This is a genomic window from Pantoea sp. B_9, from assembly GCF_008632015.1.
In the GTDB taxonomy this organism is placed as follows: Bacteria; Pseudomonadota; Gammaproteobacteria; order Enterobacterales; family Enterobacteriaceae; genus Pantoea; species Pantoea dispersa.
In genome coordinates this window covers 109,955-134,922 of sequence record NZ_VWVL01000005.1, presented here as the reverse complement: position 1 = coordinate 134,922, position 24,968 = coordinate 109,955, and the positions used below count along the sequence as shown (strand labels likewise).

15 protein-coding genes are annotated in these 24,968 nt (G+C 60.3%); 10 read left to right on the top strand and 5 right to left on the bottom strand.

Annotated features, from left to right (window positions below):
• Positions 1-29: 29 nt before the first annotated feature.
• Positions 30-1,031 (bottom strand): HTH-type transcriptional regulator GalR, encoded by a 1,002-nt coding sequence (gene galR, locus F3I21_RS16160; RefSeq protein ID WP_031279486.1) that lies wholly within the window; start codon positions 1,029-1,031, stop codon positions 30-32.
• Positions 1,032-1,227: 196 nt separating this feature from the next.
• On the opposite strand from galR, the gene F3I21_RS16155 reads away from it, so the two are divergent.
• The 8 genes from F3I21_RS16155 to lplT all read left to right on the top strand — a co-directional run bounded on the left by F3I21_RS16155 (position 1,228) and on the right by lplT (position 18,265).
• The gene (locus F3I21_RS16155) at positions 1,228-3,501 is read left to right on the top strand and encodes a molybdopterin-dependent oxidoreductase (RefSeq protein ID WP_031279488.1); all 2,274 of its coding nucleotides are present in this window, start codon (positions 1,228-1,230) and stop codon (positions 3,499-3,501) included.
• 311 nt (positions 3,502-3,812) lie between these two features.
• Positions 3,813-5,543: a penicillin-binding transpeptidase domain-containing protein gene (locus tag F3I21_RS16150; RefSeq protein WP_021506690.1), complete on the top strand. Its 1,731-nt coding sequence runs from the start codon at positions 3,813-3,815 to the stop codon at positions 5,541-5,543.
• Between the two features lie 443 nt (positions 5,544-5,986).
• Positions 5,987-7,192: an MdtA/MuxA family multidrug efflux RND transporter periplasmic adaptor subunit gene (locus F3I21_RS16145; protein ID WP_150059318.1), complete on the top strand. Its 1,206-nt coding sequence runs from the start codon at positions 5,987-5,989 to the stop codon at positions 7,190-7,192.
• Positions 7,189-10,335, top strand: a complete 3,147-nt coding sequence (locus tag F3I21_RS16140; RefSeq protein ID WP_150059317.1) for a multidrug efflux RND transporter permease subunit — start codon at positions 7,189-7,191, stop codon at positions 10,333-10,335. The genes F3I21_RS16145 and F3I21_RS16140 overlap by 4 nt, the downstream gene beginning before the upstream one ends.
• A complete protein-coding gene (locus F3I21_RS16135; RefSeq protein ID WP_150059316.1) occupies positions 10,332-13,433 on the top strand; it encodes an efflux RND transporter permease subunit in 3,102 nt (1,033 codons plus the stop codon). The genes F3I21_RS16140 and F3I21_RS16135 overlap by 4 nt, the downstream gene beginning before the upstream one ends.
• A 12-nt stretch (positions 13,434-13,445) precedes the next feature.
• Positions 13,446-14,837 (top strand): efflux transporter outer membrane subunit, encoded by a 1,392-nt coding sequence (locus tag F3I21_RS16130; RefSeq protein WP_370515640.1) that lies wholly within the window; start codon positions 13,446-13,448, stop codon positions 14,835-14,837.
• Positions 14,838-14,927: 90 nt separating this feature from the next.
• Entirely contained in the window at positions 14,928-17,078 is a 2,151-nt protein-coding gene (aas, locus tag F3I21_RS16125) for a bifunctional acyl-ACP--phospholipid O-acyltransferase/long-chain-fatty-acid--ACP ligase (RefSeq protein WP_150059314.1), read from the top strand.
• Positions 17,075-18,265: a lysophospholipid transporter LplT gene (gene lplT / locus F3I21_RS16120; RefSeq protein ID WP_150059313.1), complete on the top strand. Its 1,191-nt coding sequence runs from the start codon at positions 17,075-17,077 to the stop codon at positions 18,263-18,265. Before aas ends, lplT begins: the two co-directional genes overlap by 4 nt.
• Positions 18,266-18,393: 128 nt before the next feature.
• Here lplT and F3I21_RS16115 read toward each other — a convergent pair whose 3' ends face one another.
• The 4 genes from F3I21_RS16115 to mutH all read right to left on the bottom strand — a co-directional run bounded on the left by F3I21_RS16115 (position 18,394) and on the right by mutH (position 21,407).
• Positions 18,394-19,434, bottom strand: coding sequence for an NADP(H)-dependent aldo-keto reductase (locus tag F3I21_RS16115; protein ID WP_021506697.1), 1,041 nt, complete (start codon positions 19,432-19,434; stop codon positions 18,394-18,396).
• Positions 19,435-19,577: 143 nt separating this feature from the next.
• Positions 19,578-19,796, bottom strand: a complete 219-nt coding sequence (locus F3I21_RS16110; protein ID WP_021506698.1) for a YgdI/YgdR family lipoprotein — start codon at positions 19,794-19,796, stop codon at positions 19,578-19,580.
• 116 nt (positions 19,797-19,912) lie between these two features.
• Positions 19,913-20,623, bottom strand: coding sequence for a TerC family protein (locus tag F3I21_RS16105; protein WP_150059312.1), 711 nt, complete (start codon positions 20,621-20,623; stop codon positions 19,913-19,915).
• A gap of 97 nt (positions 20,624-20,720) precedes the next feature.
• Positions 20,721-21,407 (bottom strand): DNA mismatch repair endonuclease MutH, encoded by a 687-nt coding sequence (gene mutH / locus F3I21_RS16100; protein ID WP_058757065.1) that lies wholly within the window; start codon positions 21,405-21,407, stop codon positions 20,721-20,723.
• 684 nt (positions 21,408-22,091) lie between these two features.
• Between mutH and rppH the strand changes: the two genes are divergently transcribed.
• Together rppH and ptsP are read left to right on the top strand one after the other, a co-directional pair.
• Positions 22,092-22,622 (top strand): RNA pyrophosphohydrolase, encoded by a 531-nt coding sequence (gene rppH, locus F3I21_RS16090; RefSeq protein ID WP_031279497.1) that lies wholly within the window; start codon positions 22,092-22,094, stop codon positions 22,620-22,622.
• 12 nt (positions 22,623-22,634) lie between these two features.
• Complete coding sequence (ptsP, locus tag F3I21_RS16085; RefSeq protein ID WP_104188424.1) at positions 22,635-24,881, top strand: phosphoenolpyruvate--protein phosphotransferase; 2,247 nt, start codon at positions 22,635-22,637, stop codon at positions 24,879-24,881.
• The last annotated feature ends 87 nt before the right edge of the window (positions 24,882-24,968 follow it).

Genomic DNA, 24,968 nt, shown 5'->3' with positions numbered 1-24,968 from the left:
CCTCAGGGTGAGGGAAAGCCTGCACCCGTTTAACCCGGTCCACCCACCGAATGCCGCCTGACCAGCGTCGGGCTAAACATATTGGTCACCTCCGGCAGCGCGGTGCCGTTGGCCAGCGCCAGCGCCAGCTGCGCGGCCTGCTGCGCCATGGTCACAATCGGATAGCGCACCGTGGTCAGGCGCGGACGCACGTAGCGCGACACCAGCACATCATCAAAGCCAATCAGCGACATCTCTTCCGGCACGCGAATGCCGTTATCGCTCAGCACCGCCAGCGCACCGGCGGCCATCGAATCGTTGTAGCACGCCACCGCGCTCACCTGCTTGCCGCGTCCGAGCAGTTCCGTCATTGCCTGCTCGCCACCGACCTCATCCGGTTCTCCCCACGCCACCAGCCGGTCGTTGCACGGCAGACCGTGCTCCTTCAGCGCATCGTAGTAGCCCTGCAGCCGATCTTCGGCGTCAGAGATGGTGTGCGTCGAGCAGATAAAGGCGATCTGCGTATGACCCTGCTGAATCAGGTGACGCGTGGCCAGCCAGGCGCCGTAGCGGTCATCCAGCGCAATGCAGCGCGACTCAAACCCCTGCAGCAGCCGGTTCAGCAGCACCATGCCTGGCACCTGCTTCATCAGCAGCTCTAAATCGTCATCGGGAATTTTCTTGGCGTGCACCACCAGCGCGGCGCAACGATGGCGCATCAACTGTTCAATCGCCTGACGCTCTTTCTGCTCATTATGGTAACCGTTACCAATCAGCAGAAAGTTGCCGGTTTGCCCGGCGACTTCATCGACCGCTTTCACCATCGCGCCAAAAAACGGGTCTGACACATCGCCTACCACCAGCCCGAGCGTTTCGGTGGATTGCTGCGCCAGCGCGCGGGCATTGGCGTTCGGGTGATACTGCAGCTGTTCCATGGCCTGGGTAACGGCGAGGCGCGAACTCTCGCTGGCTTTGGGCGAATTATTGATGACGCGGGACACGGTCGCGACCGACACCCCCGCCATGCGGGCAACATCCTTAATAGTAGCCATGCAATGGTCGACATCCGGGAAAACGTTTACACATGCTCTCAGTGTTACGGAAAAGCCCGGCAGCCGCAACCCGCCAGAATGTCAGCGCTGTCGCAAAAGTGCGGAAAATCAGACGCTCACGGCGAGGCTTTAGCCCGGTAACGGCACCGTGCTATGCTGCCAGCCTGAATCACACCTGCCTGCCGGACCCATAACCATGAAAACTCGTGTGCCGCACCTTGCGCACTGGGGCGCGTTTACCGCCGTCACCGAAAATCAGCGCCTGATTGCCTGCGAACCTTTCTTCGCCGATGCCGATCCTTCCCCGATGATCCACACTATCCCTGAACTGGTGTACTCGGATAAACGCATCCGTCAGCCGATGGTGCGCCGTTCGTGGCTGAAGTCGCGTGAAAACAGCGATCGCACGCTGCGCGGCCGGGAAGATTTTGTCGCCGTGGACTGGGACACCGCGCTCGATCTGGTGGCGGAAGAGAACCGCCGGGTGCGCGACCGCTACGGCGCTTCCGGCATTTTCAACGGTTCGTACGGCTGGTCATCAGCCGGTCGCGTCAACCACGCGCGCACCCTGATTCGTCGCTTCTATTTCCAGGGCGGCGGTGGCGTTGATCAGCAGGGTAACTACAGCTGGGGCGCGGCACAGTTCTTTCTGCCGTACGTGATTGGCACTTATATGCCGCTCACCGGCCGCGTCACCGACTGGCCGCAGGTGGTGGAGCATGCAGAAATTTTCGTCGCCTTTGGCGGCCTGGCGCTGAAAAATGCGCAGGTGGCCTCCGGCGGCGCCGGCGAGCACAGCCTGAAACCGGCGCTGCAGCAGCTGAGCGCCAAAGGCACGCCGATCATTAACATCAGCCCGATGCGCGATGACTGCCCGGCATTCGTTAACGCCGAGTGGATTCCGATTCGCCCGAACACTGACGTGGCGCTGATGCTGGCGCTCGGCTATGAAATTACCCGCCGGAACGCTATCGATGAGGCTTTCCTCGCCAGCCACTGCACCGGCTGGCCGCAACTGCGTGCCTATCTGCTGGGCGAAAGCGACGGCGTGGCAAAAACGCCCGCGTGGGCCAGTGCGATAACCGGCATCCCGGCGGCGCGTATCGCACTGCTGGCGCAGCAGCTGGCGGGCAAACGCAGCTTTATCACTTGTGCTTATGCGGTGCAGCGCGCCCATCGCGGCGAGCAGCCGTACTGGATGATGATTGCGCTCTCGTCGATGCTGGGCCAGCCGGGACTGCCGGGCGGCGGCTTCTCTTTTGGTCATGGCTCGATGAACAGCGTCGGCAATCCGCGCCAGGAAGGCCCGGCGCCGCTGATGAGCACCGGCCCGAATCCGGCGAACCTGTCGATCCCGGTGGCGCGCATCAGCGACATGCTGCTCAATCCCGGCCAGCCGTATGCGTTTCAGGGCGAGACGCTGCACTATCCCGACATTCACCTGGTGCACTGGGCAGGCGGCAATCCGTTCCATCATCACCAGCAGCTCAACCGACTGGTCGAGGGCTGGCAGCGTCCGGATACGGTCATCGTGCAGGATATCGTCTGGACGCCCGCGGCGCAGATGGCGGACATCGTGCTGCCGGCCACCACCACGCTGGAGCGCAACGACATTGGCGGCTCGTCGCGTGACCGCTTCGTGCTGGCGATGCACCAGGCGATTAAACCGCAGCATCAGGCGCGTAACGACTTTGATATCTTTGCCGATCTGGCCGATCGCCTTGGCTACCGCGATCGCTTTACCGAAGGACGCAACGAGATGCAGTGGATTGAGCATCTTTACCAGCAGTGCGCGCAGGCGCATGCGCAGCTGGACATCGCGTTCCCGGAGTTTGAGGCATTCTGGCAGCGCGGCTTTGTTGAGATTCCGCAGGGCGGCAAGCCGTACGTGTTTATGGATGATTTCCGCGCCGACCCGCAGGCGCATCCGATTCACACCGCCAGCGGCAAAATTGAGCTGTTTTGCCAGACCATCGCCGATTACCAGCTGGCGGATTTCGCCGGGCATCCGGAGTGGCGCGCGCCGCAGGAGTGGCTTGGCGCAGCGCTCAGCGCGCAGTTCCCGCTGCACATGATTTCGGTGCAGCCTGCGGATCGCCTGCACAGTCAGCTGGATGCTACCGCCACGGTGCAGGCCGGCAAAACCGCCGGTCACGAAACGCTGTATATGCACGTTGACGATGCCGCCGCGCGCGGTATCAGCGACGGCGATGAGATTGAAGTGAGCAACGCGCGTGGCCGAATGCTGGCTGGCGTCCGCCTGACGGACGGCCTGACGCCCGGTGTGGTGATCATCGCCACCGGCGCCTGGTTCGATCCCGGTTTTGGCAAAGCGTGGCAGCCGTGGGACCGCGCCGGCAACCCTAACGTGCTGACGCTCGACATCGGGACCTCGTCGTTAACTCAGGGCCCGAACGCCATGAGCTGCCTGGTGGAAATCAAAAAACACGCCAGTTGCACAATCGGCTAACAATCTCACCGCTGGTTACATTTTGCCGGTAACTGTTGCGTTTGAGTGATAGTTTCTGCGCTGAGCAACTTGCTACAGTCAGGGTCCCAGAGGTATTGATGGGTGAACATCAACAGTTTTCTTGATTACACCGACCTGCGCAGATGCGCAGGTTTTTTTTGCCTGCGATCTGCCGGTGTGACGCGTCCCGTTACGATGACCTCAATCGGGCATAAACGAACTGATACATTGTTTTCCTGTCAACTCGCTTTACCTTTCTTTATAACTGCAGCTAACCCCTTTGGATTCATCTTTTATCGCAGCGGATCGCCATGCCCCCGATTAAAAAATTTCTGGGAAAAGACCAGATTAAAGCCCCGTTTAACCCGTTTCGTTTTCGTCTGATTTGTCTGGGCGTATTAGGCTGCATGGGCCTGCTGCTGGCGCGCGTCGGCGATCTGCAGCTGATCAATCATCCGATGCTGGAGCACGAGGCCGACCAGCGCTCGCTGCGTACCGTGACGCTGCCGACCAACCGCGGCACGCTGCTCGACCGCGACGGCCAGGCGCTGGCGCTCAGCGTGCCATCGCGCGATATCATCGCCGATCCGCTGCGCGTGCTGGAGGCCAATCCCGACTTCACCAGCGCCAAATGGAGCTATCTGGCGGCGGCGCTGAATCTGCGACCGGACGAGCTGCGCGCGCAGATCACCGCCAATCCGAAAAAGCGCTTCCTCTATCTCGGGCGCAAAATCGAGCTGGGCATTGCCAAAGATATTGCAGAGCTGCATCTGAAAGGCATCAGTTCGGTGTATGACGACAGCCGTTTTTATCCGATGAGTGAGGCCGCGGCGCCACTGATTGGCATCGTCGGGGCGGACAATAACGGGCTTAACGGGCTGGAGAAGGGCTTTGACCGGGTACTGCAGGGCGAGCCGGGTAAAGAGGTGTATCGCCAGGACGGGGACGGCAACATTATTGCGATGATCGATTACGAGCCGCCGAAGCAGCCGCCGACGGTGCAGCTCAGCATCGATAAGTTTGACCAGTTTACGCTGTACAGCAAGCTGCGCGACGGCGTGCTGCTCAACAAGGCCGATTCAGGCGCGGCGGTGCTGGTGAAGATCGACACCGGCGAAATCCTCGCCATGGCGTCTTATCCATCGTTCAACCCCAACAATTATGACAACGCCACGCCGGCGCAAATGCGCAATACCGCCATCAACGACAGCTACGAGCCCGGTTCGACGGTGAAGCCGCTGGTGGTGATGGAAGGGCTGCAGCGTCATCTGGTGCGCCCCGATTCGGTGATCGACACCACGCCCTACAGCGTCAACGGCCACCTGATCCGCGATGTCGGTCACTGGCCGCGCCTGACCATGACCGGCATTTTGCAGAAATCCAGCGACATCGGCGTCTCGCACATCGCGCTGGCAATGCCGGCGGAAGCGCTGGTGAACACCTATCAGGCGTTTGGTCTCGGCAAGCCGACCGGGCTGGGGCTGACCGGAGAGAGCGTGGGCTACTTCCCGCTGCATCGCCAGCGCTGGGCCGACATCGAGCGCGCCACTTTTTCGTTCGGTTACGGTCTGCGCGTAACGCCGCTGCAGATTGCGCGTGAATACGCCACGCTCGGTTCGTATGGCGTCTATCGCCCGCTGTCGATCACCAAAGTGACGCCACCGGTGCTGGGCAGGCAGGTGGCGGATCCGCAGATCGTGCAAACCGTGGTGCACATGCTGGAGAGTGACGTGCTGCCGGGCGGTACCGGGGTGAAAGCAGCGGTACCGGGCTACCGGCTGGCGACCAAAACCGGTACCGCGGAGAAGATGGGCAGCAGCGGCAAATATGACGGCGGCTATGTCAACTACACCGCCGGCATCGCGCCGGCCAGCCATCCGGAAGTGGCGCTGGTGGTGATGATTAACCATCCTACCGCCGGCGATCACTTTGGCGGCTCGGTGGCCGCGCCGGTATTTGGCAACATCATGGGGCCGGTGCTGAAACACATGAACGTGGCACCAGACGCGATTTACAGTAAACCGGCATCAGATAAATCTTAACGAAATCAGGATGTAAACGCGCAGTCGAGCTTTTCACACCTCGTTGCATTTCGCCGAACTCCGTTGCGATTTGCGGCTGTTATCCGTGCCGCCATTGCGCGACGATAAAGGTCCCAGAGGTATTGATTGGTGTGAAGATCGGCTGCTGCGGCAGCGATACCCTTGTGGTATTCACCCTGTTCGGTTGCACCGACCCACGCGGATGCGTGGGTTTTTTTTGCCTGTAAGTTGTCCTCCTCTCCCGTTTATAGCGCCTGCGCGCGCCATCACCGACCGCTGCCGGGCGCGGTTTAAATCCTGCATCTCTTAACGAAACGCTTACGGTTTGCGTATAGAAAACGTTCTGGCGATCCGCCGATAATGCGCGTCGTGATGATTTTCGCTGAAATAATCTCCTGCTTACCGGGGTTTTTACCCACACTTTTGCTGATCTGAAGACGCTGATGACTATCCATGCTCCCCGTTCTGGTTTCTCCCGCTGGCTGAAATGGCTGCTTGTGTTGCTGGTGCTGCTGATCGCGGCCGGCGTGATCTGGCGTGTGGCAGGCGGCAAGCGGGGCGCAGTACCCGGCGACCTGCCGCCAGGCGGTCATCGCGGCGCGGCGCAGATGAGCGGCCCGGCAACGCTGGTGCACAGCGGCGTTGCCGCGACGGCCGACGTGCCGGTGTACCTGAATGCGCTCGGCACGGTGATCCCCAACGCCAGCGTCACCGTCACCAGCCGCGTGGCCGGGCAGTTGCAGCAGGTGTTCTTTACTGAAGGGCAGAAAGTCAGCGCCGGTCAGCTGCTGGCGCAGATCGATCCGCGCAGTTATCAGGCGACGCTGGCGCAGTATCAGGGCGATCTCAGCCAGAACCAGGCGCTGCTGCACAGTGCGCAACTGACGCTGGCGCGCTACAAAAAGCTGGCAGCGCAGGACTCGCTGTCGCGCCAGGATTTGGATAGCCAGATTGCTACCGTCGGCCAGTATCAGGGCGCGGTGGCGGCGGATCAGGCGCAAATCGTCAGCGCAAAACTGGATATTGAGTATGCCCGCATCACCTCGCCGATCAGCGGTCGCGTAGGCCTGCGGCTGGTCGATCCCGGCAATATGGTGCAGACCAGCGACACCACCGGCATTGTGGTGGTGACGCAAATGCAGCCTGCCGCCGTGACGTTCAGCGTGCCGCAGAGCTACATCGCGCAGCTGACGCGCGCACTGCGCAACGGCCAGAGCCTGCCCGCGACGGCCTTTGATCAGGACAACAGCACCATACTGGCGCAGGGTGAGGTGAAGTACATCAGCAATCAGATCGATACCAGCACCGGCACCATCGAACTGAAAGCCAGCTTTCCTAACCAGGACGAAGCGCTGTTTGCCAACCAGTTCGTTAATCTGCGTCTGCAAACCGGCACGCTGAAAAACGCGACGGTGATCCCGGCGCAGGCGCTGCAGCTGAGCAGCGACGGGAGCTTTGTGTTTATTATCAACAAAGACAATAGCGTGACGCGCAAAGCGGTCACCGCCGGACCGGCACTGGGGGAAGATCGTCAGGCGATCCTGCAGGGTGTGGCGCCAGGCGATCGTCTGGTGACCGAGGGGATCGATCGTCTGACTAACGGCAGCAAAGTCCAGCTGGCTGACGACAGCAAAAGTACCCAGCCATGAATCCGTCTCGTCTGTTTATCCTGCGCCCGGTGGCGACGATTCTGCTGATGATCGGCGTGCTGATCGCCGGCCTGTTCGCTTATCGCTTTCTCTCCACCTCGGCGCTGCCGCAGGTGGATTATCCGACCATTCAGGTTACCACCCTTTATCCTGGCGCCAGCCCGGACGTGATGGCCTCATCCGTAACCTCGCCGCTGGAGCGTCAGCTCGGTCAGATGGCCGGTCTTAGCCAGATGACGTCTGCCAGCTCGGGCGGATCATCGATTATCACCCTGAAGTTCAGCCTCGATCTGTCGCTTGACGTCGCCGAACAGGAAGTCCAGGCGGCAATCAACGCGGCGAATAATCTGTTACCGGACGATCTGCCCAATCCGCCGACGTATAAAAAGGTCAATCCGGCCGACAGTGCGGTGATCACGCTGGCCGCCAGTTCCGACACGCTGCCGCTGACTGAAGTGCAGGATCTGGTGAACACGCGCGTGGCGCTGAAGCTGTCGCAAATCAACGGTGTGGGGATGGTGACCCTGGCGGGCGGCAATCAGCCGGCGATTCGCGTGCAGATGGATCCAAAAGCGCTGGCGGCGCACAAGCTGTCGCTGGAAGACGTCAATACGCTGATCGCCAACAGCAACGTCAACGGTTCGAAAGGCGGCTTCGACGGCAAATATCACTCGGTGACCATCGACGCCAACGACCAGCTGCGCACTGCGGCCGAATACGGCAATCTGATTCTCACCTGGCAGAACGGTGCGGCGCTGCGGCTGAAAGATATCGCCCATATCGAACAGGGGCCGGAGAATCGCTTTCAGTCGGCGTGGGCCAATAACCGTCCGGCGATTGTCATCAGCGTGCAGCGCCAGCCTGGCGCCAACGTCATTCAGGTGGTGGATAGCATTAAAAAGCAGCTGCCCGTACTGCAGGCGGCGCTGCCGGATGGCGTGAAAATGCGTGTGCTTGCCGATCGCACGCAGACCATCCGCGCCTCGATCAGCGACGTACAGTTTGAACTGATGCTGTCGATCGCACTGGTGGTGATGGTGACCTTCCTGTTTCTGCGCAACGTGGCGGCGACGCTGATTCCCAGCGTGGCAGTACCGCTGTCGCTGATTGGCACCTTTGGCGTGATGTATCTCGCCGATTTCAGCCTCAACAACCTGTCGCTGATGGCGCTGACCATCGCCACCGGGTTTGTCATTGATGACGCGATTGTGGTGGTGGAGAACATTTCGCGCCGGCTGGAGCAGGGGGAAACGCCGATGCAGGCCGCGCTGAAAGGCTCGCAGCAGATTGGCTTCACCATTATTTCCCTGACGTTTTCCCTGATTGCGGTCCTGATTCCGCTGCTGTTTATGGGCGATGTGGTCGGACGGCTGTTCCGCGAATTCGCCATCACCCTGGCCGTGTCGATTCTGGTGTCGATGGTGGTGTCGCTGACGCTGACGCCGATGCTGTGTGCCTGGCTGTTAAGGCATATTCCGGAGTCGCAACAGTCACGCTTTGCGCGCAAAGGCGGCGAGCTGTTTGACAAACTGGTACGCGGCTATGACCGCCTGCTCAGCGTAGTGCTCAACCATCAGAAGCTGACGCTGCTGGTGGCGCTGGCAACCTTTGCACTCACCGCGCTGCTGTATCTGGCCATCCCGAAGGGGTTCTTTCCCACCCAGGATACCGGGCTGATTCAGGGGGTGACCGTGGCGTCGCAGGATGTCTCCTTCACGGCGATGGCGCAGCGTCAGCAGGCGCTGGCAACGGTGATCCTGCAAAATCCGGCGGTCGAGAGTGTGTCCTCAACCATTGGTATTGACGGCAATAACACCAGCCTCAATAGCGGGCGCCTGCAGATCAACCTGAAAGCGTTTGACCAGCGCGACGTCAAAGCCGGCGAGGTGATTGCGCAGCTACAGCAGGCGGCGCGCCAGGTCGCCGGCATTCAGCTTTATCTGCAGCCAGCACAGGACCTGACGGTCAACGATCAGGTGACGCCGAGCCAGTACCAGTTCACCCTTGATGATGCCGACAGCGAAAACCTGGTGCGCTGGACGCCGCAGCTGATAGCTGCGCTGCAGCAGCGCCCGGAGTTTAATGGCGTGGTCAGCAACCTGCAGGATCAGGGGCGCGTGGCCTATGTGGAGCTGAACCGCGATCAAGCGGCGCGCTACGGCATCACGGCAGCTGACGTCGACACCGCGCTGTACAACAGCTTTGGGCAGCGGCTGGTTTCCACCATTTTTACCCAGGCGAATCAGTATCGCGTGGTGCTGGAAGTGGCGCCGCAGTATCAGCAGTCGCCAGCGTCATTTGATGACGTTTATCTGCCGATGAGCAGCAGTGCATCAACCAGCAGCGACAGCGACAGTGAGACCACCACCGGCATGGTGAAACTCACCGCCATCGCCAGCGTGCATGCGCGGACCGGAGCGCTGATGCACATGCGCCTGAATCAGTTCCCGGCGGTGATGGTGTCGTTCAATCTTAATCCCGGTTATTCGCTGGAGGAGGGGCAGCGGGCGATTGCGCAGGTCACGCAGCAGCTTAAACTGCCCGCCAGCATAACGCTGCGCTATCAGGGTGAAACTGCGGCGTTTCAGAGTGCCACCGGCAACACGCTGTGGCTGATTCTGGCGGCGCTGATCACCATGTACGTGGTGCTGGGCATTCTGTATGAAAGCTTTATTCATCCGGTGACCATTCTCTCCACGCTGCCGTCGGCGGCGGTCGGGGCGCTGCTGACGCTGATGCTGGCGGGCAGCGAATTCAGCCTGATCGCGCTGATTGGCGTCATTCTGCTGATTGGCATCGTTAAAAAGAACGCCATTATGATGATCGACTTCGCGCTGGAGGCGCAGCATAAGCAGCATATGACGCCGCGCGAAGCGATCCATCAGGCCTGCCTGCTGCGCTTCCGGCCGATTCTGATGACCACCATGGCGGCGCTGCTCGGGGCGCTGCCGCTGATGCTGGCCTCCGGCTCCGGTGCCGAACTGCGTCAGCCGCTCGGGCTGGTGATTGTCGGTGGCCTGCTGGTGAGCCAGGTGCTGACGCTGTTCTCCACCCCGGTGATCTATCTGTGGTTTGATGGACTGGCGCAGCGCGGTAAGCGCTACGTGCAGCGCCGGCAGCAGCAGGCGCGGGGCGAGCCATGAACATCACCCGGCTGTTTATCTTTCGCCCGGTTGCTACGCTGCTGCTGACGCTGGCGATCCTGCTGCTCGGGGCGCTGGGCTACCGGCTGCTGCCCGTCGCGCCGCTGCCGCAGGTGGATTTTCCTACCATCATGGTCAGCGCCAGCCTGGCCGGCGCCAGCCCGGAAACCATGGCGGCCACGGTGGCGACACCGCTGGAGCGTTCGCTCGGCCAGATTGCCGGTGTGACGGAGATGACGTCGACCAGCTCGCAGGGCTCGACCAGCGTGATACTGCAGTTTGAACTTGACCGCGATATCAATGGCGCGGCGCGCGACGTACAGGCGGCGATAAACGCGGCGCGCAGCCTGTTACCGAGTGCTATGGAGTCGCTGCCGACCTATCGCAAAGCGAATCCCTCGGACGCGCCGATTGTGATGCTGGCGCTTACCTCCGCCACGCGCACGCCGGGTGAACTGTATGACCTCGCCGAAAGCAAAATTGAACAGGCGATGGGGCAGGTCAGGGGCGTAGGCGAGGTGTCGCTGATGGGCAGCGCGCTGCCGGCGGTCCGCATCGATCTGCAGCCGCAACAGCTGACGCACTATGGCATTGCGCTGGATACGGTGCGCAGCGCCGTCGCCAGCAGCACCACCAATCTGCCGAAAGGCATGCTGCAGGGCAGCAGCCAGTCCTGGATGGTGGACGGTAACGGCCAGCTGGACAAAGCGGCACAGTACCGCGACCTGATAGTCAGCTACCACGCGGGTAAGGCGGTGCGACTGCATGACGTCGCCACGGTGTATGACTCGGTGGAGGATCAGTATCAGGCCGGCTTTCTCAATTCACAGCCGTCGGTGATGATCGCCATCAAGCGTCAGGCCGGCGCTAACATGCTCGACACCATTGACGCCATCAAAGCGCAGCTGCCACAGCTGGAGAAAGATCTGCCTGCCGATACCCAGCTCAAAGTGGTGGTGGACCGTTCGCCAACGGTGCGCGCCTCCCTCTATGACACCGAAGAGACGCTGCTGGTGGCGATGCTGCTGGTGATTGCCGTGGTATTTGTCTTCCTGCGTAATTTGCAGGCGGTGGTGATTCCGGCGCTGGCGCTGCCGGTGTCGCTGATCGGCACCTGCGCGGTGATGTATCTGCTCGGCTACAGTCTCGATAACCTGTCGCTGATGGCGCTGATCATCGCCACAGGCTTTGTCGTTGATGACGCCATCGTGGTGCTGGAAAATATCACCCGGCACATCGAAGCCGGTCTGAGTCCGCTGCGTGCCGCCCTGCGCGGTGCCCATGAAGTGAGCTTTACGGTGCTGTCGATGACGGTGTCGCTGGTGGCGGTGTTTATCCCGATTCTGCTAATGGGTAGTATTGTTGGTCGCCTGTTCCGGGAATTTGCGGTGACGCTGACGGTCTCGCTGCTGATCTCCATGTTTGTCTCGCTCAGCCTGACCCCGATGCTGTGCGCCCGACTGCAGCGGCCGAAGCCGCAGGTCACCCGGCGGCCGCATCCGCTCTATCAGCTAATCGAAAATGCGCTCAACGCGCTGCTGGCAGCCTACGCGCGTGGCCTGGCGTGGGTGATGGCGCACCAGAAGATTACCCTGCTGAGTTTGCTGCTCACCGTGCTGCTCAATCTGTTTCTGTTTAGCGTGGTGCAAAAGGGCTTTTTCCCCAATCAGGACACCGGCCTGCTGATGGGCGCCCTGCGCGCTGACCAGAACATCTCCTTCCAGGCGATGAAGCCAAAGATGCTGGCGTTCACCAAAATCATTGAGGCCGATCCGGCGGTAGACAGCGTGATGTCGTCAATGGGCAGCGGCATGTTTGGCTCGCGCAATAGCGCCAACTTTTTTGTCCGGCTGAAAGATTTTGACCAGCGCAGCGCCAGTGCCACCGAAGTGGCTAACCGGCTGAGCCAGAAAACCCGCCATATTGCCGGGGCGCAGCTGTTCCTGATGGCCGCGCAGGATCTGCACATCGGCGGGCGCAGCGCCAACGCCACTTATCAGTACAGCCTGCAGGCTGACGATCTCGACCTGCTGCGCCGCTGGACGCCGAAAGTCCAGGCGGCGCTGGCCGCGATACCGCAACTCAACAGCGTGGATTCCGATGCGCAAACCGGCGGACAGGAGGTGGTGATCAATATCGATCGCGACCGCGCCACGCGGCTGGGCGTTAACGTGCAGATGCTGGACACGCTGCTGAACAATGCCTTTAGCCAGCGACAGATTGCCACGCTCTATCACACGCTCAATCAGTACCATGTGGTGATGGCCCTGCAGGACAGCGACACGCGCGATCCGGCCATGCTGCAACAACTGTATGTGATTAACGACAGCGGCGATCGCGTGCCGCTGGCGGCCTTTGCCCGCTTCAGCGGCGGCAACGCGCCGCTGTCGGTTGCGCATCAGGGCCAGTCAGCGACCAGCACCATCGCCTTCAACCTCAACGACGGCGTGTCGCTGGAGCAGGCGCAGACGCTGATTAAGCAAGCGATGGCACAGCTGGGGTTGCCCTCCAGCATTCAGGCGGGCTTTGCCGGCACCGCCGCGGCGTTCTCTCAGCTCACCGCCACTATGCCGTGGCTGATCATCGCGGCGCTGGCGGCGGTGTATATCGTGCTGGGCGTGCTGTATGAGAGTTACATTCACCCGCTGACCATTCTCTCCACGCTGCCGTCGGCAGGTGTCGGAGCGCTGCTGCTGTTGCTGCTGACCAATACGCAGCTGACGGTGATTGCGCTGATCGGCATCATTTTGCTGATCGGTATCGTCAAGAAAAACGCCATCATGATGATCGATTTTGCCCTGCACGCCGAGCGCAGCCAGGGGCTGTCGCCGCAGCAGGCGATTACGCAGGCGTGCCTGATGCGCTTTCGGCCGATCATGATGACCACGCTGGCCGCCTTCTTCGGCGCTCTGCCGCTGGCGCTGGGCAGCGGTGGCGACGCTGATTTACGCAGTCCGCTGGGGATTGCCATTGCCGGCGGTCTGGCCCTGAGCCAGCTGCTGACCCTGTTTACCACGCCAGTGGTCTATCTCTGGCTGGATCGTCTCAGCCGCGCCACCCAGCGTCAGTGGCGGCGCGTGCGTCATGTGGAATCCTGATTGATGAAAATGATGAACATTGGCGCGCTGACGGCGGCGCTACTGGTTGCTGGCTGTAGCGTTGGCCCCGATTATCAGCGTCCGGCGATGGCGCTGCCGACGCATTATAAAGAGGCCAAAGGCTGGACGCAGGCCACGCCGCAGGACGCCAGTCGCAAAGGGGAGTGGTGGACGGTGTATCACGATGCTACCTTGTCCAGCCTGCTGCGCCAGGTGAGCATCTCCAACCAGAACGTCGCCAGTTATGCGGCGCAGTATCGCGAAGCTCAGGCGCTGAGCGCGCAGTCGCGCGCGGCGCTGTTTCCCTCACTCGACTACGATGTCAGCAGCACGCGCAGCGGCAGCCGTGCCAGCACCAGCGGTCAGCGCAGCGTCAGCAACAGCCACAGCGCTACGCTGAGTGCCAGCTGGGAGCTGGATCTGTGGGGCAAACTGCGCCGCACCCAGGAAGAGGATAAGGCCAGCGCGCAGGCCAGCCAGGCTGAACTGGCCAATGTCACGCTGAGCGCCCAGTCAGAGCTGGCGCAGGACTATTTTCAGCTGCGCATCATCGACGAAAAGATCGCGCTCTATCAGCGCAGCATTGAAGCTTATCAGCGCTATCTCAGCGTGATCGACAACAAGTACCGCGCCGGTAGCGAATCCCGCGCCACCCTGGCGCAGGCGCAGATGCAGCTGGAGAGCGCCCGCGCTTCGGCGCAGGATTATCAGTGGCAGCGCGCGCAACTGGAGCACGCGGTGGCGCTGCTGCTGGGGCGGGCGCCAGCCGACTTTACGTTGCCGGTGGCGAAGCTGGATGCCACGCTGCCGTCCATTCCACAGAGCCTGCCTTCGGCGCTGCTGCAGCGCCGTCCGGACATCGCCTATGCCGAACGTAACGTGGCGGCCGCCAACGCGGCGGTCGGGGTGGCGATTGCCGGTTATTATCCCGACCTGACGCTCAGCGCCAGCGGTGGCGTGACCGCCTCAGCGATCCACAGCTTATTGTCGCTGCCGAATCGCGCCTGGTCGCTGGGGCCGGAGCTCAGCGGTACGCTGCTCGACTTTGGCGCGACCTCGGCGAAAGTGGCGCAGGCGCGTGCCGCCTATGATGCCAGCGTGGCCACCTATCGCCAGACGGTGCTGAGCGCGCTGGGAGAAGTGGAAGATAACCTGGTGGAACTGAATACCTTGCAGGGGGAAATCGCCGCGCAGCAGCGCGCCGCCGTGGCGGCACAGGAGTCAGCACGCGTAACGCGCAACCAGTATGACGCCGGCATGATTGATTACCTTGATGTCGCTACCACGGAAAACAGCAGCCTGAGCGAGCAGCAGAGCCTGCTGTCGCTGCAGAGCAGCCAGTGGGTGAGCAGCGTGGCGCTGATCGCCGCGCTGGGCGGCGGCTGGCAGGGCGAATCACCCTGAATTCATCACGATAAATCACTGCGCTACTTGTCGAACATCCCCGGATCCTGCAAGGTAAGAACCATTTTTTACCGCTGCTAAGGAGCTGGCATGCTATTTACCGTTCTGCGTTTCCTCTGTCGCCTGTTATGGCGCGTTGAGCTGCGTGGCGATCTGACTGCCCTGCACAAAGAAAAAGTGCTGATCACGCCAAACCATATGTCGTTTCTCGATGGCGTGCTGCTGGCGCTGTTTCTGCCCATCAAACCGGTGTTCGCCGTCTATTCTTCGATCAGCGAACAGTGGTACATGCGCCTGCTCAGGCCGATCATCGACTTCGTGCCGCTCGACCCCACCAAACCGATGTCGATCAAACATCTGGTGCGCATGATCAACGAAGGGCGTCCGGTGGTGATCTTTCCGGAAGGGCGCATTACCGTCACCGGCTCATTGATGAAAATCTACAGCGGCGCTGGCTTCGTCGCTGCGAAATCCGCCGCCACCGTGGTGCCGATGCGCATTGAAGGCGCAGAGTACACGCCGTTTGGCCGCCTGGCCGGGGTGTTTAAACGTCGCCTGTTCCCGCGCATTACCCTGACGGTGCTGCCGGCCACGGTGATTCCCATGCCGGAAGCGAAACGCGCGCGCGACCGCCGCGTGCTGGCCGGTGAGCATTTACATCATGTGATGATGGAAGCGCGCATGGCGGTGCGCCCGCGCGAAACGCTGTTCGACGCTTTTCTCAATGCGCGCACCCGTTACGGGTTGAGTAAAGCCTGCATCGAAGACATCAACTTTAAGCCGGACAGCTACACCGGGCTGCTGAAAAAAGCGCTCGGTGTCGGACGCATTCTGGAGCGCTACAGCCAGCAGGGCGAATTCGTTGGCCTGCTGCTGCCGAATGCCACGGTGACCGCGGCAGCGATTCTCGGGGCTTCACTGCGCGGTCGCGTGCCGGCCATGCTCAACTACACCGCCGGCATCAACGGCATGCGCGCGGCGCTGACCGCCTCGCAGGTGAAAACCGTGTTTACCTCGCGCCAGTTCCTCGAGAAGGGCAACCTGTGGCACCTGCCGCAGGGGCTGACGGAGGTGCAGTGGATCTATCTGGAGGATCTGAAGAATACCGTCACGCTGCAGGACAAACTGTGGATCCTCGCGCACCTGCTGCTGCCACGCCGGGCACAGGTTGCCCAGCAGCCAGAAGACGCGGCAATGGTGCTGTTTACCTCCGGCTCGGAAGGCAATCCCAAAGGTGTGGTGCACTCGCATAAAAGCCTGCTGGCGAACGTGGAGCAGATTCGCACCGTGGCGGATTTCACCCCGCGCGACCGCTTTATGTCGGCGCTGCCGCTGTTCCACGCCTTCGGTCTCACCGTCGGGCTGTTCACGCCGCTGCTGACCGGCGCGCAGGTGTTCCTCTATCCCAGCCCGCTGCACTATCGCATCGTGCCGGAGCTGGTGTATGACCGTAACTGCACCGTGCTGTTTGGCACCTCGACCTTCCTCGGCAACTATGCGCGCTTTGCCAGCCCGTACGATTTCGCCCGGCTGCGCTACGTCGTCGCCGGTGCCGAGAAGCTGCAGGAAGGCACGCGCCAGATCTACATGGAGAAGTACGGCATCCGCATCCTCGAAGGTTACGGCGTGACCGAGTGTGCGCCAGTGGTGGCAATCAACGTGCCGATGGCCGCCAAATCGCATACCGTCGGGCGTATTCTGCCTGGCATGGATTCACGTCTGATTGCGGTGCCCGGCATTGAGCAGGGCGGACGGCTGCAGCTGCGCGGTCCGAACCTCATGAACGGCTACCTGCGGGTGGAAAATCCCGGCGTGCTGGAGCCACCGGTGGCGGATAACGGCGAAGGCGAACAGGAAGCGGGCTGGTACGATACCGGGGATATTGTCAGCTTTGACGAGGGCGGTTTCTGTCAGATTCAGGGGCGCGCTAAGCGCTTCGCCAAAATCGCCGGAGAGATGGTGTCGCTGGAGAGCGTGGAGCAGATTGCCCTGAAAGCTTCGGCGGAGAAACAGCACGCGGCGTCGCTGCGGCCCGATGGCCAGCGTGGTGAAGCGCTGGTGCTGTTTTCCACTGACAGTGAACTCAGCCGCGAGCGGCTGCAGCAGGCTGCGCGTGAGATGGGTGCGCCAGAGCTGGCCGTGCCGCGCGATATTCGCTTCATGAAACAGCTGCCGATGCTGGGCAGCGGTAAACCAGACTACGTCAGCCTGAAACAGCTGGCAGAAGAGGAGCGGGCATGAGTCAGACGGTGAATCCGGACGCCCCGTTGCTGTCGCGCAGTATGCTGGCGGTGATCGTGGCACAGTTTTTCTCTGCCTTTGGCGACAATGCGCTGCTGTTCGCCACGCTGGCGCTGCTGAAAAGTCAGTTCTATCCGGACTGGAGCCAGCCGATCCTGCAGATGCTGTTTGTGGCCACTTACATTCTGCTCGCGCCGTTTGTCGGGCAGATGGCCGACAGCTTTGCCAAAGGGCGGGTGATGATGTTTGCCAACAGCCTCAAGCTGCTCGGGGCGCTGGTAATCTGCTTCGGCTTTAATCCGTTTCTTGGCTACACGCTGGTAGGCGTTGGCGCGGCGGCATATTCGCCGGCGAAATACGGCATCCTGACGGAGATCACCAGCGGCGCGCGGCTGGTGAAAGCCAACGGGCTGATGGAGTCGTCGACTATCGCGGCGATTCTGCTCGGCTCGGTGGCAGGCGGCGTGCTCGCCGACTGGCATCTGCTGGCAGCACTGGTGGTGTGTGCACTCACTTACGCACTGGCGGTGGTGGCGAATCTGTTCATTCCGCGTCTGCTGGCAGCGCGCCCCGGCCAGAGCTGGCACGCTGGCGCGATGCTGCGCAGCTTTATCGCCTCGGCACAGCTGCTGTGGCGTAACGGTGAAACCCGCTTCTCGCTGCTCGGCACCAGCCTGTTCTGGGGCGCCGGCGTCACGCTGCGCTTCCTGCTGGTGCTGTGGGTGCCGGTGGCGCTGGGCATCACGGACAATAAAACGCCGACCACGCTAAATGCCATGGTGGCGATCGGTATCGTTATCGGCGCGGGCGCGGCGGCAAAACTGGTCACGCTGCAAACGGTGCGGCGCTGCATGCCGGCCGGCGTGCTGATTGGCGTGATGGTGGTGCTGTTCTCGCTGCAGCATAGCCTGCTGAATGCGTATCTGCTACTGATGCTGATTGGTGCACTCGGCGGCTTCTTTGTGGTGCCGCTCAACGCGCTGTTGCAGGAGCGCGGCAAAGATACCGTGGGTTCTGGCAACGCGATTGCGGTGCAAAACCTGGGTGAGAACAGCGCGATGCTGCTGATGCTGGGGCTGTATACCGTGGCGATTAAGCTGGGGGCGCCGGCGGTCGCGACGGGCGTAGGCTTCGGCGCGCTGTTCGCCATGTCGATTGCCGTGCTGTGGTGGAGAACGCGTCGCTGAGCGGCGCAGAAAGGGACCAGGTCGCCATGAATGGCGACCCTACCCTGGCCCGGCGCGTACGCCAAAACCACAGCAGTACGCAAGGGTAACGAACCCTGTAGGGTGCGCGTTAACGCGCACCAGGGAGATTACGGTGCCGGATACGTATACTGACGGTGAATCGCTTCCAGCGCTTCTAACACCTCGCCGCTCAGCGTCAGGTTGAAACTCTCCACGTTAACCTTCAGCTGTTCCATGGTGGTGGCACCGAGCAGGGTGCTGGCCACAAACGGCTGCTGCCGCACATAGGCCAGCGCCATCTGTGACGGATCCAGGTTGTGCTGTTTCGCCAGTGCCACGTAGGCAGCAATCGCCTGCTGTGACTGCTCGCCGCTGTAGCGGGTAAAGCGGCTGAACAGCGTATTGCGTGCGCCGGCCGGTTTCGCCCCGTTGAGGTATTTGCCGCTCAGCGTACCAAAGGCCAGGCTGGAATAAGCCAGCAGTTCCACACCCTCATGCTGGCTGATCTCTGCCAGACCCACTTCAAAACTGCGGTTCAGCAAGCTGTACGGATTCTGAATGGTGACGATACGCGGCAGCTCGTGCTTCTCCGCCAGCTGCAGGTAGCGCATTACGCCCCAGGCCGTTTCGTTCGAGACGCCAATGTAACGGATCTTGCCCGCGCGCACCTGTTCGGTCAGCGCTTCCAGCGTCTCCAGCAGCGTAACGGTGGCGGTGTTATCACTGTACTGATAACCGAGCTTGCCAAAGTAGTTGGTCTGGCGCTGCGGCCAGTGCAGCTGGTAGAGGTCGAGGTAATCGGTATTAAGGCGTTTCAGGCTGGCGTCCAGCGCTTCGCGGATGTTCTTGCGATCCAACGCCTGGTTGGGGCGAATCAGCGCATCGCTGCCGCGCACCGGGCCGGCGACTTTACTCGCCAGAATGATTTTGTCGCGGCTGCCGCGCTTTTGCAGCCAGCTGCCAATGTATTTTTCGGTCAGGCCCTGGGTTTCCGGACGCGGTGGCACCGGATACATCTCGGCGGTATCAATCAGGTTAATACCCTGGCTAACGGCGTAATCAAGCTGCTGGTGGGCGTCGGCTTCGCTATTCTGCTCACCAAACGTCATCGTGCCTAACCCCAGCTGACTGACTTCCAGCGTGCTATGGGGGATACGGTGATAATGCATTGCCGGCTTCCTTTTTTCATTATGAAACGGAATGTTGTGTTCTCTGGGACTATAGCCTGTGAAGTGGCGCAGAAGGAAGGGGGGAAAGTTCGGGAAATCGCCTGCACGGGGGGAAAACGCGTACAGGCGAGGCAATTTGGCACTTAACGCTCAATGATGGTGGAAACCTCGTCACCATTAATTTGCATAACATGGCCCTGTTCGTCGGTGTACTGCACCAGACCGGTTTCTTTATCAATCGACGGCTTACCTTCGGTCATAATCATGCGGCCATCTTTGGTGGCCATAACGTAATCACTGCTGCAACCGCTTAATGCCAGCGCCGCCAGCAGCAGGCCCACTGCACTTACCAACCCTTTCATTCTCAGCTCCCTCAAGCCACTTCAACAGCAAAAGTGTAGTAATAAATGCTTTTGCCAGCAGGAGTAATCGCATCATTCCTAAAATAACAGGGCGAGATGCGCTCGCCCTTGACAGGTTACGCTTTGTTTTTCCTGCTGCGCATCAGGTTCAGACACTCTACCGCCATGGAGAAGAACATCGCAAAATAAATGTAACCTTTTGGTACATGCATACCAAAACTCTCGAGGATCAGGGTAAAGCCGACCAGAATCAGAAACGCCAGCGCCAGCATTTTGACCGACGGATGCCGCTCAACAAACTCACCAATCGCGCGCGCGGCCACCATCATCATCAGCACCGCGATAACCACCGCCGCCATCATAATGAACAGATGATCGGACAGGCCGACGGCGGTAATCACCGAATCCAGGCTGAAGATGATGTCGAGCAGCATGATCTGCACGATGGCGCCGAAGAAAGAGTGCACATTGGTTTTATGCTCCTCTTCGTCGCCTTCGATGGTTTCATGGATCTCCATGCTCGACTTCCACAGCAGGAACAGGCCGCCGAACAGTAGAATCAGATCGCGCGCGGAGAAGGCGTGGTCCATGATGGAAAACAACGGCTGCGTCAGTCTCACCACCCAGGCGATGGAGGCCAGCAGCCCGAGGCGCATCAACATCGCCCCCATCAGACCCAGCCGGCGCGCCCGGTTTTGCTGGTGCTGCGGCAGTTTTGCGACCACCAGAGACAGGAAAATAATGTTATCGATACCCAGCACCACTTCCAGAATGGTTAATGTTCCCAGCGCCAGCCAGGCGTTGGGATCAGCAATCCAGTCAAACATGAATCCTTCATTCCTAAACGAAAAGTAAACGGGAATTATACACGGCGCAGGCGGCGCTGCCTAAAGCGATCCTGCAAGGGCGAAGTTGTACCGGGCATTACAGCAGAAAATGCCGCGCCAGCAGCGGTCCGGTAAAACTTTTCTTGAGGTAAAAACCGCGCGGCAGCGTCATGATCGGCTCGCCGTGTTCGCCGATGGCTTCGGTCAGCGCTTTGCTGTTGGCCGCTTTTGGCCTGATTTGCAGCCACGCACCGTGGCGGGCGGTGATGCGCTCCACCTGGCCGAGCACAATCATGTCCATCAGCTCTTCCCAGTCCTCACGTAACTGCTGCTCTTCCTGCGCATTCGGCTGCCACAGCAGCGGCGAACCCACGCGGCGCTCGGCCAGCGGAATGGCGCGATCGCCCTCCACCGGGATCCACAGCACCCGCGCCAGCTTGTGGCGCACGTGGCTGGTTTGCCAGGTAACGCCGCTGTTGCCGGTGAGCGGTGCCACGCAGACAAAGGTGGTTTCCAGCGGCTTACCCAGCGCGTCGACCGGAATGGTTTTGAGTTCAATACCCAGATGCGCAAAATCCTGCTCGGCTTTACTGCCGGCGCTGGCGCCCAGCAGCAGCTCCAGCAGCATACCGACCCAGCCTTTGTCACGGCGTAAATCGGCGGGCATCGGCAGGCCGAGTTGCGCGGCCAGCGCGGCAAAGCTCTGACCAGCCAGCTGTTGGGCACGCTGGAGCAGTTCGGCTTCGTTACGGGGCGCAGCAGGCAAGGCGGCAGGGCAATTCATGATAAAACTCGCATTGGTCAAAATATGGTCAGTAAAGGTCAGCGCGTGTTGTCCACACCGTGCCGGACAATGTAAACGTGATAATAGCATGATTCAGCATGCTTTTTTAGCGCGATTGACCAGGTGCTCACCAGGGTAAGAGGCGGTTATCCCGGTTTGTTATCGACAATGAACAGGATCTTAAACCCAGTTATCCACAGAAAAGTGGGATAACCCCACGTTTTGCCCACCCCTGTTTCCATTTACAGCCTTGACTTTGCCGAACTGCGCGCTTTTTTTCCATTCTCTGCCCAGGTTTAGGACATTCTCTGTGGATAAAATCAACGGTGATGGATCTTTGAGCAGCGGTAACCGCGTGGGGAAGAATAACCGGCTTTCACGCTGTGTATCTGAACGAGTTAATTGGCTATCACTATGATAAATTTGGGGTTTAGTGCTATTCTTCCCGGCGTGCATGAGAATTTTCCGAAGCGGTTATTCAACTCATTCCCGTGTTCTGCACAAAGCTATCCACAGAAAAGGTGAATAAGATCGCCGTTAAATACCCCTGTCTGTTTATAACATGGCTATTATCTGTGAGTTATCCCATTGTTATCCGGTCAGCGGCGCGGATATCCAGTGGTTTACCGCCTGTAAGGAGTATGAAACAATCAGGCTATTCAAATTTAGCTTTGAGGTAGTCCAGTGATCGATGATGATGGCTACCGCCCGAATGTTGGTATCGTAATCTGTAACAGGCAAGGACAAGTGTTATGGGCCAGGCGCTTTGGACAGCACTCCTGGCAGTTTCCTCAGGGAGGCATCAATCCGGGTGAAACCGCTGAACAGGCGATGTATCGCGAACTGTTCGAAGAAGTGGGTTTACACCGCAAAGATGTTCGAATACTTGCTTCAACCCGTAACTGGTTACGTTACAAGTTGCCAAAACGTTTGGTGCGTTGGGACACAAAGCCGGTGTGTATCGGCCAGAAACAAAAGTGGTTTCTTCTGCAGTTGATGTGTAGTGACGCGGATATCAATGTGCAACACAGCAGCACGCCGGAGTTCGATGGCTGGCGCTGGGTCAGCTTCTGGTATCCGGTACGTCAGGTTGTCTCTTTCAAGCGCGATGTGTATCGCCGCGTCATGAAGGAATTCGCTGGCGTGGTGATGTCTATGCAGGAGAGTGCGGGGCAGCGCAATAACAACGCCGCCCATCGACGTAAAAGAGGATAGGCCACGCCCTTTATGCTCACTCAGTTGCGCGAAATTGTAGAAAAAGTGGCGAGTGCACCGCGTCTGAATGAAGCACTCGACATTCTGGTCAACGAAATATGCCTGGCGATGGAGACCGAGGTCTGCTCGGTTTACCTCGCCGATCACGATCGGCGTTGCTACTACCTGATGGCGACGCGCGGCCTGAAAAAGCCGCGCGGCCGCACGGTTACGCTGGCGTTCGACGAAGGTATCGTCGGGCTGGTGGGCCGCCTGGCTGAACCGATCAACCTCGCCGATGCGCAAAGTCATCCCAGCTTCAAATACATTCCCTCCGTCAAAGAAGAGCGCTACCGCTCGTTTCTGGGTGTGCCAATCATCAGCCGGCGTCAACTGCTCGGCGTGCTGGTGGTGCAACAGCGAGAGCATCGTCAGTTCGACGAAAGCGAAGAGTCATTTCTGGTTACGCTGGCCACGCAGATGGCCGCGCTGCTGTCGCAGTCGCAGCTTGGCCAGCTGTTCGGTCAGTTCCGCCAGACGCGCGTCAAAGCGATTGCCGCCGCGCCGGGCGTCGCCGTTGCACCTGGCTGGGTTGATGAAACGCAGCCGCTGCTCGACCAGGTGTCCGCCGCCTCTACGCTCGATCCACAGCGTGAACGCGAGCGCCTGATTGTCGCCATGGGCGAGGCGAGTAACGAGTTTCGCCGCTTCAGCAAGCGTTTCGCGGCCAGCGTGCAGAAAGAGAGCGCGGCGATCTTCGATCTCTACTCGCACCTGCTCACCGATGCGCGACTGAAAAAAGATCTGTTTGCCGAGATCGAGCGCGGATCGGTAGCCGAGTGGGCGGTCAAAACGGTGATCGAGAAGTTTGCCGCACAGTTTGCCAGCCTGCAGGATCACTATTTACGCGAGCGCGCCGGGGATTTGCGCGTGCTCGGCCAGCGCCTGCTGTTCCACCTTGACGACACGCTGGTGGGCACCAACGCCTGGCCGGAACGTTTTGTGCTGGTGGCCGATGAACTCACCGCCACCACGCTGGCGGAGCTGCCGCAGGAGCGGCTGGCGGGCGTAGTGGTGCGCGATGGCGCAGCCAACTCGCACGCGGCGATCCTCACGCGCGCCATGGGTATTCCGACCGTGATGGGCGCGGATATCCTGCCGTCGCAGCTCAACAAGCGGCTGCTGATCGTGGACGGTTATCGCGGCGAAGTGCTGATCGATCCAGAGCCGGTGCTGGTGCAGGAGTATCAGCGGCTGATCAGCGAAGAGAACGCGCTGAGCAAAATGGCCGAAGATGTGGTGGAGCAGCCCGGCGAGCTGAAAAGCGGCGAGCGCGTGCAGGTGATGCTCAACGCCGGTCTCAGCCCGGAACACGAACAGGCGCTCGACAACTGGGTTGACGGCATTGGCCTGTATCGCACCGAAATTCCGTTCATGCTGCAAAGCGGCTTCCCGTCGGAAGAGGAGCAGGTGGCGCAATATCAGGGCATGCTGCAACTGTTTTACGACAAACCGGTGACGCTGCGCACGCTGGATGTCGGCGCTGACAAACAGCTGCCTTACATGCCGATCAGTGAAGAGAACCCCTGTCTCGGCTGGCGTGGCATTCGTCTGACGCTCGACCAGCCGGAGATCTTCCTGGTGCAGGTGCGCGCCATGCTGCGCGCCAACGTCGCTTCGGGCAACCTGAGCATTCTGCTGCCGATGATCAGTCATATCGACGAGATCGAAGAGGCGCGGCGCCTGATCGATCGCGCCGGTCGCGAAGTGGAAGAGATGCTCGGTTATGCCATTCCGAAACCGCGCATTGGCGTGATGATTGAAGTGCCGTCGATGCTGTTTCTGATCCCGCATCTGGCGCAACGCGTGGACTTTATCTCTGTCGGCACCAACGATCTCACCCAGTATCTGCTGGCGGTCGATCGCAACAATACCCGCGTCGCCAACCTTTATGATTCGCTGCATCCGGCGATGCTGCGGGCGTTGCAAACCATCGCCAGTGAAGCCCGCCAGGCCAAACTGGAGCTGTGCCTGTGTGGTGAAATGGCGGGCGATCCGATGTGCGTCGCGCTGCTGGTGGGTCTGGGTTATCACCATCTCAGCATGAACGGCAAGAACATTCCGCGCGTCAAATACCTGCTGCGCCACCTCGATTATGAAGAGGCGCAGAAACTGAGCCAGCAGGGCGTGATGGCGCACACCGCAACGGAAGTGCGCCATCTGGTGTCGGCCTTCATGGAGCGGCGCGGCCTGGGCGGACTGATTCGCGGCGGACGTTAACTGTTTACATTTCTGCGGAAATTGTGAAAAGCGGCTGTGCTATGATGCGCAGCCTTTTATTGTATGGCCCTTTAGCCACGCCCTTTT

Bases quoted from the DNA above. Each gene is read 5' to 3' on its own strand.
- F3I21_RS16130 (WP_370515640.1), top strand. From the start codon at position 13,446: ATGAACATTGGCGCGCTGACGGCGGCGCTACTGGTTGCTGGCTGTAGC.
- aas (WP_150059314.1), top strand. From the start codon at position 14,928: ATGCTATTTACCGTTCTGCGTTTCCTCTGTCGCCTGTTATGGCGCGTT.
- ptsP (WP_104188424.1), top strand. From the start codon at position 22,635: ATGCTCACTCAGTTGCGCGAAATTGTAGAAAAAGTGGCGAGTGCACCG.
- galR (WP_031279486.1), bottom strand. From the start codon at position 1,031: ATGGCTACTATTAAGGATGTTGCCCGCATGGCGGGGGTGTCGGTCGCG.
- F3I21_RS16105 (WP_150059312.1), bottom strand. From the start codon at position 20,623: ATGTTTGACTGGATTGCTGATCCCAACGCCTGGCTGGCGCTGGGAACA.
- lplT (WP_150059313.1), top strand. From the start codon at position 17,075: ATGAGTCAGACGGTGAATCCGGACGCCCCGTTGCTGTCGCGCAGTATG.
- mutH (WP_058757065.1), bottom strand. From the start codon at position 21,407: ATGAATTGCCCTGCCGCCTTGCCTGCTGCGCCCCGTAACGAAGCCGAA.
- F3I21_RS16140 (WP_150059317.1), top strand. From the start codon at position 7,189: ATGAATCCGTCTCGTCTGTTTATCCTGCGCCCGGTGGCGACGATTCTG.
- F3I21_RS16150 (WP_021506690.1), top strand. From the start codon at position 3,813: ATGCCCCCGATTAAAAAATTTCTGGGAAAAGACCAGATTAAAGCCCCG.
- F3I21_RS16115 (WP_021506697.1), bottom strand. From the start codon at position 19,434: ATGCATTATCACCGTATCCCCCATAGCACGCTGGAAGTCAGTCAGCTG.
- F3I21_RS16110 (WP_021506698.1), bottom strand. From the start codon at position 19,796: ATGAAAGGGTTGGTAAGTGCAGTGGGCCTGCTGCTGGCGGCGCTGGCA.
- F3I21_RS16145 (WP_150059318.1), top strand. From the start codon at position 5,987: ATGACTATCCATGCTCCCCGTTCTGGTTTCTCCCGCTGGCTGAAATGG.
- F3I21_RS16135 (WP_150059316.1), top strand. From the start codon at position 10,332: ATGAACATCACCCGGCTGTTTATCTTTCGCCCGGTTGCTACGCTGCTG.
- F3I21_RS16155 (WP_031279488.1), top strand. From the start codon at position 1,228: ATGAAAACTCGTGTGCCGCACCTTGCGCACTGGGGCGCGTTTACCGCC.